We start from the raw sequence: 16,234 nt of genomic DNA on the forward strand, positions 1-16,234 counted from the left end.
CGGGAGCCGGATTGGGGTATTATAGGGGGAGGGACGGAATAGAGCTGATGGGCACGTTGGTCAAACACGCAGAGGAGCAGCACCCATCGGTGTCGGCGTGTGCCGTCACCGCGCGTCCGGAGGATGACGTCCTGAGGGCGCGCATCCGCGGCCAGATCGACCGTTGGGACAAACGGCTGGTGATCCTGGCGCATCATTACCAACGCAAGGAAGTGGTGCCGTTCGGCAACTTTGTCGGAGACTCCTACTATCTCTCCAAAGTCGCGTCGCAACAGCAGCGGGCCGAACACATCGTCTTCTGCGGCGTGCACTTTATGGCCGAATCGGCGCGCATCCTCTGCCGTCCCGAGCAACGCGTCTACCTGCCGAACCTGCGCGCCGGCTGTCCCATGGCCGACATGGCCGATGAGATTCAGGTCGATGATTCCTGGGATTGGCTCGGCGAGCACTTCGACCAGAAGACGATCATCCCGATTTCCTACATGAACTCGGCGGCATCATTGAAGGCGTTCTGCGGCGCCAATGGCGGATTGATCTGCACCTCGTCGAATGCCGAGGCGGCGTTTCGCTGGGCATTCGCCCGCGGCGAGAAAGTCTTCTTCTTCCCCGATGAACATCTCGGCACCAACACGGCGAATCGTTTGTGTATCCCGCGCGAACAGCGCGTGATGTTCGATCCGCTGCACCCACCGACCGATCCGGAGCCGTTTCGTCGCGCAAAAGTCATCCTGTGGAAGGGATTCTGCCACGTGCATGTCAACTTCACGCCCGATCATGTGCGGCAGGTCCGACAGCACTACCCCGGCGTCAAAGTGGTCGTACACCCCGAATGCACCGAAGCTGTCGTCGATCTGGCCGATGCCGTGGGATCGACCGCGTTCATCACAAAGTACGTTGAAGCTCAGCCCGCCGGATCGATCATCGCCATCGGCACCGAGATCAACTTGACCTCGCGTCTGGCCGACGAGCATCCCGACAAGACGATCTTTGAGTTATCGGGACAGAACTGCCCATTGTGCGTCAACATGTTCCGTACTTCACTCGAAGACCTTGCGAACTGCCTCGATGAACTCGGCAGCGATTCCCACTCCAAAGAAATCACGGTCAAGCCCGAGATTGCCCGCGACGCGCGGTTGGCGCTGGATCGGATGCTGGAGTTGAAGCAGTAGCATCCGGCCGCGAGCCGCGCACGATTCCCCGGCATCACTCAACCGACCCCACGAGGCACGGAGTCATCCGCCCGTGTCCGGCACGGGCCGGATTCGTCTCCGATTGGTCGTACTTTTGCCTCTCAGAATCCCTATTTTGTCGGTCGATGCGCGGCGAGACCATCGGACAATACCGCATCATTGACAAACTCGGCGCCGGCGGCATGGGAGAGGTCTTTCTGGCGGAAGACACCAAACTCAAGCGCAAGGTCGCGCTGAAGTTTCTGCCGGAGAGTCTGAGTGCAGTCGCTGAAGCGCGCGCCCGTTTCGAACGGGAGGCGCGCGCGCAGGCGGCGCTGTCGCATCCCAATGTTGTCGTTGTCCACGATGTGGCTGTGCACAACGGACGGCCCTTCATCGTCATGGAACATATCGACGGGATGCCGCTCGGTGAGTATTGCCTCACAGAGAGTCCGTCGGTCAGTGCGAGAATTCGTCTGGCGATAGGAATTGCCGAAGGATTGGCGGCCGCTCACCGTGCGAGTATCATCCACCGCGACTTAAAGCCCGCGAACATCTTAGTCGCATCCGACGGACGCGCGAAGATTTGCGATTTCGGACTGGCGCACGCGCGCGCCGAGGCGCAGATCACGCGCGACGGTTCGACGCTCGGCACGGCGGCCTACATGTCGCCGGAGCAGGCGCAGGGACAGCCGGTCGACCAACGCTCCGATCTGTTCTCTTTCGGATCGGTTCTTTACGAAATGCTGACGGGCCAGCGCGCGTTTGCCGGCGAGCATGAAGCGGCTGTTGTTTACTCCATCATCCACGACGACCCCGAACCACTGTCACGGTGGGGCAGCGATGTGCCGCGCGGGCTCGAGGAAGTCATCGAGCGGTCGCTGAAGAAGAAACCGGATGAGCGTTACGGATCTGCCGATGAACTGCTGGCAGCATTGCGCGAGGTGAAACGCTCACTCGATGGCGGCGTGGCGGCGGCGGGCCAGACGGACCGCGACGCTCCTTCGATTGCGGTGCTGCCGTTTACCAACATGAGCGCCGATCCGGAAAACGAATACTTCTCCGACGGTTTGGCCGAGGAATTGATCAACGCCCTGACCAAGATTCCGCAACTGCATGTCGCCGCGCGGACCTCGTCGTTTGCGTTCAAAGGACGGGAATTGGACATTCGCGAGATCGGACGCAAGCTCGGAGTCGGTACGGTGCTGGAAGGCAGCGTGCGACGGGCCGGAAAACGCCTGCGTGTCACCGCCCAATTGATCAACGTGACCGACGGATACCATCTCTGGGCGGAACGCTACGACCGCGAGATGGAGGATGTCTTCGCCATCCAGGACGAAATCTCCGGAGCGATTGTCTCGACGCTCAAAGTCAGATTGGTGGGCGAAGACAATCGCCCTCAGGTACGACGCCCCACCGCGAATGTGGAAGCATACAGTCTGTATCTGCGGGGCCGTCACTTTTGGAGCGGGCGCACCGAAGACGGATTGCAACGCGCGATCGACTGTTACCAGCAAGCCATTGCGCTGGATCCGCGCTTCACTCTGGCGCATGTCGGCATCGCCGATTGCCGGCTGCTGTCATGCTCCTATCAGTTTCTGTCCCCGGCCGATTCGATCCCGTATGCCCGGGAGGCAGCGGCCCGCGCGATGACATTGGACTCGGAATCGGCCGAAGCGTACGAGTCTCGCGCGCACGTGCACATCCTGGATGACTGGGATTGGTCGGCGGCCGAGCGTGATTTCCGCCGGGCCATTGCGCTGGACCCCGGCTATGCCACCGCGCGCAACCGGCTCGGTTTGCTGCTGTCGCTGCTGGGACGCATCGATGCGGCGCTTGAGGAAAGTGAGACCGCGCGCGCGCTGGAACCGATGTCGCTGATCATCAACAACGCGTATGCTCTGCGGGCGTTCGAGCGACGTGAGTTCGATCGGGCGCTGAATCTGGTGAGCGATGTGCTGGAGATGAAGACCGACTTCGGTCCGGCCCGCATGCTCCTGGGTCAGATCTACGAACAGTTGGGTGACTACCAGCGGGCCGTGGCCGAGCTGCACCGGGCCAAATCCGCACTGGGCTCAAGCAGCGTGGCCTCCGGCCAATTGGGGCATGCGTACGCCAAATGGGGCAATGATGAAGAGGCGCGCCTGATCCTCGAGGAACTGCACGAGCTGTCGGCACGGCGATTTGTCTCGCCTCTGAGCTTCTCCATGATCCATCTGGGCCTGGGCGAGACCGAACAGGCGCTGGAGTGGCTGGCCCGGGCGGTCGACCAGCGTTCGGTCTGGATGATCCACCTCCATGTGGCGAGTGATCCAAGACTTGACGCAGTGCGTGACAATCCGTCTTTTACCGCTCTGCTGGGCCGCATGAACCTGTCGGCGGCTCAGACGGGACCACGACGATGATCGGCAGCACGATTTCTCATTACAAAGTGATCCGCAAGATCGGCGAAGGCGGCATGGGCGTGGTCTATGAAGCCGAGGACGTCACTCTCAAGCGCACGGTCGCCCTGAAGTTTTTGCCCATCCACGCCCTCGATGATCCCGACCAGCGCGCGCGGCTGATCCGCGAGGCACAGGCCGCGGCGGCGCTCGACCACATCAACCTGAACACCGTCTACGAAATCGGCGAAGCCGACGGCCAGACCTTCATGGCGATGGCGTATGTCGAGGGCGACACCTTGCGCCAGAAGATCAAGCGCGGCCCGCTGCCGGTCGGCGAAGCACTCAGCTACGCGATCCAGGTCGCCGCGGGTTTACGCAAAGCGCACAGCCAGGGGATCGTCCACCGCGACATCAAGCCCGGCAACGTGCTGATCACTCCCGAAGGGATCGTCAAACTCGTCGACTTCGGACTGGCCAAGTTAGCCGGCGCCACCGGCCTGACCCGGACCGACTCGACTCTGGGCACAGCGGCCTACATGTCGCCCGAGCAGGCCAAGGGCGACCGCGTCGATCATCGCTGCGACATCTGGTCGCTGGGTGTCATCCTCTATGAAATGCTCGCCGGGAAGCTGCCGTTTCGCGGCGAACACGAAGCGGTGGTCATCTACTCGATCTTAAACGAGGACTACCAGCCGCTCCGCCAAGTCCGCCCCGAGGTTTCCGAAGAGATCGATGCAATTCTGGCCAGGGCGCTGGCGAAGAAACGCGACGACCGCTACGCCCAGGTCGAGGAGATGCTCAATGACCTGCGGGGGCTGCATCACGAGACCCCCGCCGATGTCACCGGCCCGGTCGGGACTGTGCGCACGACCAAGACGATTGAACCACTGAAACCGCGTCGCCCGTTGGTAATGGTCGCAATTGTGGCCGCGCTGGTCGTCGTATTCCTCGGTGGGCTGTGGTACGCGACTCTGCGTCCGCGCTCGGAAGGAGAATCGGCCACGAGTGGATTGTGGGATCCCGATGATCCGTATCATCCGCCGCTGTTGGTGCCGCCGGGCTATGTCGACCGCACCGACGAGGACGCACCGATGACTCTGGAGGGTGACTCGGCGCTGTTGGCGGCGTTCGACTCGTTGGCCGCCGACTCGATGGCCGCCGATACGGCGGGCGGCCCGCCGTTGATCGCCGTCCTGTATCTGGAGAATCTCGGCGGCAATGCGAGCGAGGCCTACTTTGCCGCCGGTGTGACTGAGGATATCATCGGCGATCTCTCGAATCTGAAAGGGTTGCGCGTCCTCTCTCGCCATCATGTTCTGCCTTACCGGGGTAAAAACTTCGACATCCGAAACATCGGCACGACCCTCGGTGTCGACTACGTGCTGGAAGGATCGATTCAGCGCGAGCGCGACCAGTTGCGCGTCAACACGCGCTTGGTGCGCGCCGACGACGGCACGCTGGAGTGGAACCAGCGGTTCGACCGCGCAGTGTCCGACATCTTCGCCGTGCAAAGTGAGATCGCCTCGGCGGTCACCGAGGCCATGAAAGTCCAGCTCGCCGATGACGAACGCGAGCGTCTCGAGCGTCCGCCGACCACCGACATTCGCGCCTACGAATACTATCTGAAGGCCCGTGAGTATCTGGCCAAGCGATCGGTCGAAGACAACAAGAACGCCGAAAGGGAATTCACTCGCGCCCTCGAACGCGACAAGCGATTTGCCGAGGCCATGGTCGGACTGGCCGAAACAAATCTGCAGAAAATCGACTGGGGCTTCGATATCGATCCGAAGTACATCGCCGAGGCTGAACGCCTGCTGAATGAGGCACGTCAAATCGACCCGCGTTCGCCCGATCTGTACCACGCGCAAAGCACGCTCTACCGCCTGACCGGTCGATCAGCCAGAGCCATCGAATCGGCCGGTGAGTTGGTGAGGATCAAACCCAACGATGCCGGTACCCGGTACACGCTGGGCATTTGCTACAGCGTCGACCGACAAAATGAACGGGCGCGCGCCGCTTTTGCCGAATGCCTCAAACTTGATCCTGATCACGCCGACGCCTACCGCTGGCTTGGTCACATCGCCTTTTGGTCCGGGCAACGTAAGCAAGCGGAGAAAGACTACACGCGCGCGTTGCAGGCCAATCCCGATGCCCCTCACCTGCGCTTCACTCTCGGCTGGTTCTATATGCAGGTCGCCTGGTTCGGACAGGCCGAAACCGAAATCGAAATGGCGCGCAAGCTGAAACCCGAGACACCGCTCTACGACGCAGCATTGGGGCATTTGCGCCTTCTGCAGGGAAAAACCGACGAGGCGATCGATCTGCTCAAACGCGCCTCCGACAGAGCGCAGATTCCCGGTGCCTTTTGGAATCTGGGTTGGGCGTATCGCGCCAACGGCAAGGACCGCGACGCGCAACGTGCCTTTGAGCGCGCGCTCAAGATCGATATGGCCGCCACGGCCATCGACCCGACCTCGGCGGAACCCGCCTATCGAGCACTGTGGGCGCGCTGTCTGCTGGGCCAGGAAAGCGATCCGTTGACCGCCATCGCCGGTCTCGATGCACGCGATCTGAAATCTCCCAACCAGGTCACACGCCCCTACTACGCCGCCGGCATTTATGCGACCATCGGCGATCAGGCGCGCGCCAACGATCAGATCCAGGCGCTGCTGAAGAAGAATGTCATCGCCAAAGAGTATCTGGCCGCCGATCCGGCCTTCACGCGCATGCAGAACAACACAGATTTCCGCAACTTGGTCGGACTCGGCCCACCCAACTGATCGATCGCCCGGCACACAGACGCCATGATCGGCCAGACGGTCGCGCAATACCGCATCCTCGAAACACTCGGGGCAGGGGGGATGGGAGAGGTCTATCTGGCGCTCGATACCAAGCTCGACCGCCAGGTCGCGCTGAAATTTCTGCCGCGCCACTTCAGCATCGAGCCGGAGGCGCGGGCGCGTTTCGAACGCGAGGCGCGCGCCCTGGCGGCGCTCAATCATCCCAATATCGTGACCGTCTTCGATGTCAGTGCGCACGACGGCCAGCCGTACATCGCGATGGAATATGTAAACGGCCGTTCCGCGCAGGAACACGCGGCGAAAGCCGGAGCCGATCAGATTCTCGATGTCGCCATCCAGCTCGCCGAGGGACTGGCGGCCGCGCACAAAGCGGGGATCGTCCACCGCGATATCAAGTCCGACAACGTCGTGGTCACCGCCGACGGACGCGTTAAGATCATGGACTTCGGCCTGGCGCTGTGGCGCGGCGGCGAACAAATCACCCGGGCCGGATCGACGGTCGGCACGGCCGCGTACATGTCGCCGGAGCAAGTGCAGGGCGGCGCGGTCGACCAACGCACCGATTTGTGGTCGTTCGGCGTCGTGCTCTATGAAATGCTCTGCGGGCGGCGCCCTTTCACCGGTGAACACACCGCGGCGCTCACCTACGCGATCACGAGCACCACGCCCGAGCCGCTGGCGCGGTATAAGTCGGACCTCCCCGACGTCTGGCAGCGCATCGTCACCAAATGCCTCGCGAAACACCCCGACGAGCGCTACCAATCCGCCGCTGACATCGCCGCCGATCTGCGCGCGCTGAAGACCGCTTCGACGATTCACGCAGCGACACGACCGCCATCCCGGACAAGGGCCCGCGTCGTCGCCGGAGCAACGATCGTCGTCTTGCTGGCGGCCGCCGCCGTGCTGATGTCGCGATTGGTCCGGACAACGGACGACGCGGCCACCGCGCCGGAACGCATCATGCTCGCGGTCCTGCCGTTTGAAAATCTCGGGTCCGACGAACAGGAATACTTCGCCGACGGCATCACTGAGGAAATCACCGCGCGGCTGGCGCGGTTGCACGGTTTGGGCGTCATCTCGCGCACCAGCGCCATTCAATACAAAAAGTCAACCAAGCCGATGCAAACCATCGGTGAGGAACTGGGTGTCGATTACATCCTCGAAGGTACGATCCGCTGGGACCGATCCGGTGAAACCGACCAGGTGCGCATCACGCCGCAGCTCATCCATGTCAAAGACGACACACACCTCTGGGCCGACAGCTACGAGCGACCGCTGACACAGGTCTTCGCGCTGCAGTCGGAGATCGCCGGCCAGGTCGCCGCGGCATTGAACGTCACATTGCTGGAGCCGGAACGGCGCGCGCTGGAATCGGTCCCGACACAGAATCTCGAGGCGTACGATCTGTACCTGCAGGCGACAGACTATTTGAACCAGCCGTACGAGGATCAATCGAACCGACTGGCCCGGGAGCTGTTGCGGCGCGCTATAGCGCTCGACTCTGGATTTGCGCTGGCGTACGCGCAGTTGTCACACGCGTACGCGATTCGCTACTGGTGGGGCGGGGATCTCTCTCATGAAATGCGCGACAGCATCAGAGCATACAGCGATCGTGCGCTGCAGCTCGATCCCGATCTGGCAGAAGGACACATTGCGCGGGGTCTTTACTATTACTGGGGATTCCGCGACTACGCACAGGCCCTGGCGGAGCTGCGGCTCGGTGAGGACGCACACCCCGCCGGGACCAGTATGCTCATCGGCGCCATTAGCCGCCGCCAGGGGCGGTGGACCGAATCGGAGAAGTACCTCCGCCGCGCCGCCGAACTCAGCCCGCGCGACGGCCGCTGGGCGATGGAGTACGGATACACGCTGTTGCTCATGCGCCGATACGCGGATGCCGCCAGGTGGTTTGACCGCACCGTAGTGCTGCTGCCCCGATTCGCCATGGGGTATGACGACCGCGGCTGGGCGCGCCTGGGCGGCGATGGCGATCTGACGCAAGCCGAAGTGGAATTGCGGAGCGCCGCATCGGCGGTGCCGGGACGGTTGGATTATTCCCTGGCGCAGATCCGCGAATGGAAGCGCGACTACGATTCGGCGCGCGCACTGGCAACGATGGATGCCGTGATGCGGGCCTACGGCGCCGACTCTGTCACGTATTACATGTTCCAGGCGCGCCTCGGCATGCACCAGCAGCGCGATTCGCTCAAGCTGGCCTATGCCGATTCCGCGATCACGCTGTTGCAGCGCCGTGTCGCCCAATACCGGGATAATGCCGAACAACATGCACGGCTGGCGTACACCCTGGGCATGAGGGGACGCCATGACGAGGCATTGGCCGCCGCGCAAAGGGCGGCCGAACTGGTGCCCCTCTCACGGGACGCGGTGGACGGCTCCGGCTATGTGCGGACCCTGGCGGAAGTATACACTATGATGGATGACCACGACCGGGCCATCGAGCTGCTGGATCAGCTGCTTTCGATTCCGTCGCTGTTGTCATATCACGATCTGCGCCTGAATCCTTTCTGGGACCCGCTGCGCGAGGATCCCCGCTTCCAGGCGCTGATCGACCGCGGCCATGTGGTGTTTTAGGGCACGTGCCCGCCGTGATCACGCCACTGTCGCAGCAGATCGTCTTCCGACGGCTGCTCGAGTTTTTCTGTTGGGGCATACCGTGATGGAACATGCCGGTTATCGCGCGAGACCACGCCGACGACGTAAAGAAACTCCGTGATCCGCTCGACTAATTGCCACGGCAGTCCGAGATCCCATGACAGTTGGGCGGTCGTCACACCGTCGTCGGCTTTGCGCGTGACGAACGCCTGTCGCACCGCGATCGCTGAGCGTTCGATTGACGCCGGCGACAGCCCGGCAATGGAATGCTTCGGCATGTAGGCGCCGCGACGCTGCCAGGCAAAGGCGATCTGCGCGCCGATGAAAAAGATCGTCCAGCTCAGGTAGAGCCAGAACAGCAACAGGGGAATCTGTGCCAAAAAACCCCACGCCGCGCGAAAGGTGTCGGCTGCGAATTGGAAGTTGAGGTACAGTTCGAGCGTCAGCCGCCACATCAGCGCCGCCGCCGCACCGCCGATGAGCGCCGCCGATTTTTGCACCGGCCCGGTCGGCATGGCATAGTAAAACACGGCGAACAGCCCCCAAGTCACCAACGAGGGGATCAGCCCGAAGAGCGATGGCAGCTCTCCCAGGATGGGTTGGAGCCATCGTCCCCATTCGCCCCACAACGGCAACGTCGAAATCAGCGCCCGCGAATTCGCCTCGGCCAGTGCTCCCGACAGCAGCGCAACGGCGATGACGCTCGGGGCAATCAGCAGGATGAGCGGATAGGCCAGCGCCGGGCGCAGCCACTGCCCAGCCCCCAAAGGGAACTTTCGGCGGCGCCGGACTACCCAGATTGCATCGAAATCGAGTTCCAGCCGCACCATAATCAACACCCCGGCGAGGATGCTGCCGGCGATGCCGATGTATCCCAGCGCGGTCAAGTCGACTTCGGCGATGGCGCGAATAAGACGCCCCGCCAGACGCGGCGCCGTCGGACTCAGATGCCGACTCAACCAATCGACAAGATACTGCTGCCATCCCAGCCGTGACGTGAGCGCCAGCGCGACCGCGCCGAGCGGCAGCATGTCAAGCAGTGTCAAATAGGCATAGTACCCGCACTTGACCCAGATCGCATCGACGAACACTCCCCGTACGACGGTGCTGACGCCGCACAGAACCCGTGGGCCCATTCCACCGCTTGTGCGCGCACGGTCCCACAACCCAATATCCAGTCGTGCGAATCTTTTCAGCATGCGATCACGACTCAAGTCAGAAATATCGCCGTATCATCGTCGATGAACCGGCGATGGCGACAAGATGATACGCCCCGAACCGGGGGTGATTCGCCAGGATCGGGATAAATAGAAGGGAGTTCATCGGCACGCGTTCGCACGACCACGAAAGGCACACGGCAGTGACACGCTGAATGTCTCGCGCAAGACGCTGTCGTCAAAGCAACAATGCATCGTGCAAAAATGATCGCGCGCCGTGCGCCCTGCGCCGATTTCATCGAAGATTGCTTAAAGTAAAATATCATGCCTGCAAGATGTTGGAGTCAAAGCGCTACAGCGCACATGGGTTCTGCACAAGCAAATCTCCTTGACTTGCCGGGCGTCCGCGTGCCACTATCGGTTGTAAACTTGTTGTGCCTTAATGCTTTAACTTTTGGTGTGGGTAAGGTGTCTGCTGCGGAAAATAGGGTTGCTCGCGCTCTGAATTTGACGACGGGACCTGTTTTGAGAAGTACTTCATGATGTGTTAATAACCCGTCCGGAATAGTCGTTACCGCCGCCTTATCCGCTTTTCAGTCAACGTCATCGTTGCTCCGCTGGCGCGTGGACAACGTGTGGGCAGATGAAGAACCCGGCCGATACCCGGCGCTTGTCGCCGGCGGAAACCGAGTATTGGGGGAATCCGAATCAATGAACGATCCACAGCAGCAGACGGACATCTGGAATGGGTGTTTGACCTACATCGAAGAGAGACTTCCGCGACAGATCTTCTACACGTGGTTGAAGCCGGTACGACTGACACAAGTCGACGACCACGCCGCTACCGTTTGTGTGCCGAACCGCTTTGTCGCCGGCTGGATTAAGGACCGCTATCTCGCCCTAATCGACGAGGCGCTCCAGGCGGTCACCGGACGAACCATCAAGACCACATTGACGGTCGCCGCAAACGGCAACGGCCTTGAGTTTCTCCCGCCGCCGTTGCCGGAGCGAGAATCCTCGACTTCGGACGATGATGATCCCGGCCGGCCGGACATGCCGGCCCCGTCGTGGCGGGCGGTCCTCGTGCGCGATCCCAGCGAAGGACGCGCCCGGGCGCAATTGAATCCCGACTTCACTTTCGATAATTTCGTGGTCGGCGAATCGAACCGCCTGGCGCACGCCGCATCCCGGGCGGTGGCTGACAACCCCGGGCGCACCAAGTACAACCCGCTGTTCATCTATGGGCCGGTCGGGATGGGCAAGACGCACCTGGCGCACGCCATCGGCAACGCGCTCAACGAGAAAGGACGGCGCTCGCGCGTGCTCTATGCCGCCTCCGAGACCTTCGTCAACGATTTCATCAACTCGTTGGCGCAGAAGCGCGCCGCGGAGTTTGCGACCTATTACCGTTCGGTCGACGTGCTCCTGATCGACGACATCCAGTTTCTGGCCGGGAAAGAGTCGACGCAGGAGCAGTTTTTCCACACGTTCAACACGCTCCACCAAAACGGCAAGCAGCTCGTGCTCACCGCCGACCGTCCGCCGCATGCCATTGCGGGGCTGGAAGAACGCCTCCTGTCGCGTTTTCAATGGGGCCTGACCGCAGATATCGGGATGCCCGACTACGAGACGCGCCTGGCGATCCTGCGCAAGAAGATCGACGCCGATACACCCGCACCCAGTCATGATGTTCTGGAGTACATCGCCCAGAACGCCTCCGCGAGCATCCGTCAGCTCGAGGGTGCGCTTGTCCGTGTCGTGGCATATGGATCTTTACAGAAACAGCCGGTCACACTCGATGTCGCGCGGCGGCTGCTAAAGGACTCCATGCCGCCGGCCCGGAAGCTGCTGACCATCGAACGGATCCGGGCAGCGGTAGCACGCCGTTTCAATGTCCCCGAATCGCTTCTGGTGTCCAAGCGCCGTACGCAGGAGGTCGCCATCGCCCGGCAGGTGGTCATGTATCTGGCCCGCACCCTGACCGGTATGTCGCTGAAAGCCATCGGACGGGCATTGGGCGGCCGGGATCACTCGACGGTCATCCATGCGGTCAAACTGGTGCGGGACACGATGGATATTAATGGCGACTTTCGCTGCCAGGTCGATGAGACCATTACTGATTTGCACCGCGAAGCGGCCTGATGTGGACGGTATGGGTAGAATCGTGTTGACTGTTTTGCCAGTCGACGTTTACAATCGCAGTGCCAACACCTGATGTGCACAGCGCGGGACAGTATCCGGAAAGCGTCCACATCGCGAGTATTCCATAACCGATGTCTAATCTCTTGTTTACACGAGCAAAGCGCCTTAATCCACCATCATCAACACGATTATGAGTATTGTGTCTTTAAGATTTTACTTCTGTAATAAAAGCAACGCTGTTGACAATCCGGCACCGACCGGCTCAAGGAGAAACACACGATGAAGCTCTCTGTCCAATGCCACGAGCTGTCCTCCCGTCTGCAGACCATACTCACTGTCGTGTCCGCGCGGACAACTCTGCCGGTGCTGGGAAACATTCTTCTGAAAGCGGATAACGATGCGCTGGCCTTGTCGGCAACCGATCTGGATTTGTCGATTGCCTGTTCGATTCCGGCACAGGTCGCCAAGCCGGGAAGCACGACAGTCCCCGCGCGCATGCTCGCCGAGATCGTACGTGAGTTGACAGACGAGAGTGTCAACATCTCCGTGACCAATCACCGCATGGAGATCAAGGCGGGACGGGGTGTCTACAAGCTCAGCGGCATGTCGCCCGAAGAGTTTCCGCGTTTGCCGGCGCTGCCCGACACAACGCCGATTACGATACCCGCCGACCAGTTGCGCATGGTTGTGCAGAAGACCGCCTATGCCGCCTCGACCGATGATACGCGTCCGGCGCTCAACGGCATCCTCTGGCACTCCAACGGCGAGGGAGTCTATGTCGTGGCCACCGACGGGCACCGTTTGGCGCGTGTCATGCTCCCGGCCAACTATTTGTCGGGGATCAATCGCGAGCTCATCATCCCCCCCAAGGCGCTGGGTCTGGTGCTGAAGGTGGTCGGTGAGTCGGAGAGCGATGTCAGAATTCAACTCGGAGAAAAGACGGTCGTCTTCTCCATCGACAACACGGTGATCACATCGCGACTGATCGAGGGACCGTATCCGAAATACCAGCAGGTCATCCCCAAGGACAACGACAAGTTCCTGACGGTCGACAGCGAGACATTGGCGCAGGCGGTCAAACGCGTCGCCGTGCTCTCCAATTCCCTGACGCACCAGGTGAAGTTTTCGGTGTCGCAGGGCGCGATCGAGCTGTCGGCGACCAATCAGGATGTCGGCGGCGAAGCGCGCGAGACGGTGCCGTGCCAGTACGACAAGGACGATCTGGAAATCGGTTACAACGCCGTTTACATCCTCGATATCCTCAAATCGGTCGGGCCCGGTGACGTTGTCTTTGAACTCGCCACCTCGGTGTCTGCCGGTCTGATTCACGCCGCCGATGACCAGCGCAAGAAAGAACACCTCTGTCTGGTGATGCCGCTGCGATTGGCCGATTGAGGTCACGCGCGTTGGCCTGCCCTCGTAACGCATTGTTGCACTATGCGTTGCGACCGCATCCGTAGCAAGATTGTCCTTGCCGCCCTTCTAACTCCTTTGTAGACTATACACTTAGACAGCGCGGCCGGGGGTCACCGCGGGGCCAAGCGCACCGTCAGGCAACTTCGACCCGCCATCACTCGACCATGCTCGGGACAAGTGAGCAAACCGACCGCGATCGGAGACATTCTCAAGCGCCAACTCGCCGTGCGCGGTGTAGCGCGGCGGGTCAGGGAAGCGACGGCCGAGCAGATTTGGCCGGAGGTTGTCGGCGCGGAAATCGCCGCGCACACGCAGGTGACCAGGACCGACGCGGGACGTGTTTTTGTGTCGGTCGACTCGGGCACATGGCGGCACGAGTTGTTGTATCACAAGGAAGCGCTCATTGCCAAACTCAATGAGGCGCTGAGTTCCGATGGGGGCAGTACCACGGATCGACCGGCAGGGGAAGCGATCATCAGGGATATCATGTTCCTCGGGCCCTCGTAAGGGGACTGGAGAACCGTCAACACGCTTCGCTCCGCTTGTCTGAAAACTCGCATCGCGAGGAGACATTCATGACGGAAGTGTTGGAAGAAGTGCCCGCCCAATCGTCGTCCAAGGGCGGCTACGGCGCCAAAGACATTCAGGTGCTCAAGGGTCTGGAAGCGGTGCGCCGTCGTCCGGCGATGTACATCGGCGACATCGGCCCGCGCGGGTTGCACCACCTGGTCCACGAGGTCGTCGACAACTCGATCGACGAGGCGATGGCGGGATTCTGCGATCAGATCACCGTCATACTCAAGCCCGATGAATTCGTCGAGGTCACCGACAACGGACGCGGCATTCCCGTCGACATCCACCCGACACAAAACAAGCCGGCCCTGGAAGTCGTGATGACGGTCCTGCACGCCGGCGGAAAGTTCGACCGTCACACCTACAAGGTCTCCGGCGGCCTGCACGGAGTCGGGGTCTCTGTGGTCAACGCGCTCTCGGAGACCTGCACGGTCGAGGTCAAGCGCGATGGCTTGCTGTACCGCCAATCCTACCGACGCGGCGAGCCGAGCGGTCCGATGGAGAAAGTCGGCGACGCCGCTGCGGTCAAGTGGCCGATCAAGACGGAGACCGGCACGCGCACCTTATTCAGACCCGACGCGGAAGTCTTCACCAAAGTCGCCTTCTCCACCGATGTCCTCGCGGCGCGTCTGCGCGAACTGGCGTTCCTCAACAAAGGGATCGCCATTGATCTGATCGATGAGCCGCACGGGCAGCGCGAGCAGTTCCGTTACACCGGCGGACTCTCCGCCTTTGTCGAATATCTCAACGAGGGCAAGTCGGCCATTCACAAAAAGCCCGTGGCCATCGAGAAAGCGCGCGAGGGAATCGAACTGGATTTGGCGCTGCAGTACAACGACAGCTATCAGGAAAACGTGTTCACCTTCGTCAACAACATCCATACGATCGAAGGCGGCACGCACCTGGTCGGGCTGAAGGCCGCGCTGACCCGTTCGATCAACAACTACGCCGCCAAGAACGGATATCTCAAGAGCGTCGGCTTTACGCTGCAGGGCGAAGATACGCGCGAGGGGCTGACCGCGGTCCTGGCGATCCGCGTCGCCGACCCGCAATTCGAGGGCCAGACCAAGACGAAGCTCGGCAATTCCGACGTCAAGGGCGCGGTCGAATCGATCGTCGGCGAGTTTTTTGGCGAATACCTCGAGGAGAATCCGCCGGTCGCCCGCAAGATCATCGAGAAGGTGATCTCGGCGGGACGCAGCCGCGAGGCCGCGCGCAAGGCGCGCGAACTGACACGGCGCAAATCGGCGCTCGATTCCGGCGGTCTGCCGGGCAAGTTGGCCGACTGCGCGCTCTCCGACCCGGAATCGTGCGAAATCTTCATCGTCGAGGGAGATTCGGCGGGCGGCAACGCCAAGCAGGGACGCGACCGCCGTTTCCAGGCGATCCTGCCGTTGAAAGGCAAGATTCTCAATGTCGAAAAGGCCCGCGTCGACAAGGTCCTCTCCAACGAGGAAATCCGTACCATGATCACCGCGCTGGGCACCGGCTTCGGCCCCGATTTTGATGAATCCAAGTCGCGCTACGGCAAGATCATCATCATGACCGATGCCGACATCGACGGCTCTCACATCCGCACGCTCATCCTGACTTTCTTCTTCCGTCACATGAAGCCGCTGGTCGAGCAGGGACGCGTCTACATCGCGCAACCGCCGTTGTACCGCGTCAAGAAGGGCAACCGTGAGGCGTATGCGTATTCCGACGACGAACGCGACCGCCTCGTCAACGAAATCGGCGGCGGCAAACGAACCGGCGTCGCGCTCCAGCGCTACAAGGGATTGGGCGAAATGAACCCCGTGCAGCTCTGGAAGACGACGATGGATCCGGAGACGCGCACGCTGCTGCAAGTCTCCGTCGAGGATGCCGCCGAAGCGAGCCGCGTGTTTGCCATGCTGATGGGCGATGAAGTCGCACCGCGCCGCGAGTTTATCGAGAAAAATGCCAAATACGTGCGCAATCTGGACGTGTGAGCGCTTCCT

9 protein-coding genes are annotated in these 16,234 nt (G+C 61.4%); 8 read left to right on the forward strand and 1 reads right to left on the reverse strand.

Annotated features, from left to right (window positions below):
- Window positions 1-47 precede the first annotated feature (47 nt).
- From nadA to VGB22_01250, 4 genes are all read left to right on the forward strand, one after another.
- Window positions 48-1,169: a quinolinate synthase NadA gene (gene nadA, locus VGB22_01235; GenBank protein ID HEX9749900.1), complete on the forward strand. Its 1,122-nt coding sequence runs from the start codon at window positions 48-50 to the stop codon at window positions 1,167-1,169.
- A gap of 146 nt (window positions 1,170-1,315) precedes the next feature.
- Entirely contained in the window at window positions 1,316-3,574 is a 2,259-nt protein-coding gene (locus tag VGB22_01240) for a protein kinase (protein ID HEX9749901.1), read from the forward strand.
- Window positions 3,571-6,333 (forward strand): protein kinase, encoded by a 2,763-nt coding sequence (locus VGB22_01245; GenBank protein HEX9749902.1) that lies wholly within the window; start codon window positions 3,571-3,573, stop codon window positions 6,331-6,333. Before VGB22_01240 ends, VGB22_01245 begins: the two co-directional genes overlap by 4 nt.
- A gap of 24 nt (window positions 6,334-6,357) precedes the next feature.
- The gene (locus tag VGB22_01250; GenBank protein ID HEX9749903.1) at window positions 6,358-8,946 is read left to right on the forward strand and encodes a protein kinase; all 2,589 of its coding nucleotides are present in this window, start codon (window positions 6,358-6,360) and stop codon (window positions 8,944-8,946) included.
- Here the strand turns inward: VGB22_01250 and VGB22_01255 are convergent.
- The gene (locus tag VGB22_01255) at window positions 8,943-10,166 is read right to left on the reverse strand and encodes a YihY/virulence factor BrkB family protein (protein HEX9749904.1); all 1,224 of its coding nucleotides are present in this window, start codon (window positions 10,164-10,166) and stop codon (window positions 8,943-8,945) included. The genes VGB22_01250 and VGB22_01255 overlap by 4 nt on opposite strands.
- A 669-nt stretch (window positions 10,167-10,835) precedes the next feature.
- On the opposite strand from VGB22_01255, the gene dnaA reads away from it, so the two are divergent.
- From dnaA to gyrB, 4 genes are all read left to right on the forward strand, one after another.
- A complete protein-coding gene (gene dnaA / locus VGB22_01260) occupies window positions 10,836-12,266 on the forward strand; it encodes a chromosomal replication initiator protein DnaA (protein HEX9749905.1) in 1,431 nt (476 codons plus the stop codon).
- Between the two features lie 279 nt (window positions 12,267-12,545).
- Window positions 12,546-13,661 (forward strand): DNA polymerase III subunit beta, encoded by a 1,116-nt coding sequence (gene dnaN / locus VGB22_01265; protein HEX9749906.1) that lies wholly within the window; start codon window positions 12,546-12,548, stop codon window positions 13,659-13,661.
- Between the two features lie 198 nt (window positions 13,662-13,859).
- Window positions 13,860-14,189 carry a DUF721 domain-containing protein gene (locus tag VGB22_01270; GenBank protein ID HEX9749907.1) on the forward strand — a complete coding sequence of 110 codons (330 nt, stop codon included), beginning with the start codon at window positions 13,860-13,862 and terminating at the stop codon, window positions 14,187-14,189.
- Between the two features lie 68 nt (window positions 14,190-14,257).
- Window positions 14,258-16,225, forward strand: a complete 1,968-nt coding sequence (gyrB, locus tag VGB22_01275) for a DNA topoisomerase (ATP-hydrolyzing) subunit B (GenBank protein HEX9749908.1) — start codon at window positions 14,258-14,260, stop codon at window positions 16,223-16,225.
- Window positions 16,226-16,234: the final 9 nt, after the last annotated feature.

It is taken from the genome of Candidatus Zixiibacteriota bacterium, from assembly GCA_036397555.1.
GTDB lineage: Bacteria > Zixibacteria > MSB-5A5 > WJJR01 > WJJR01 > DATKYL01.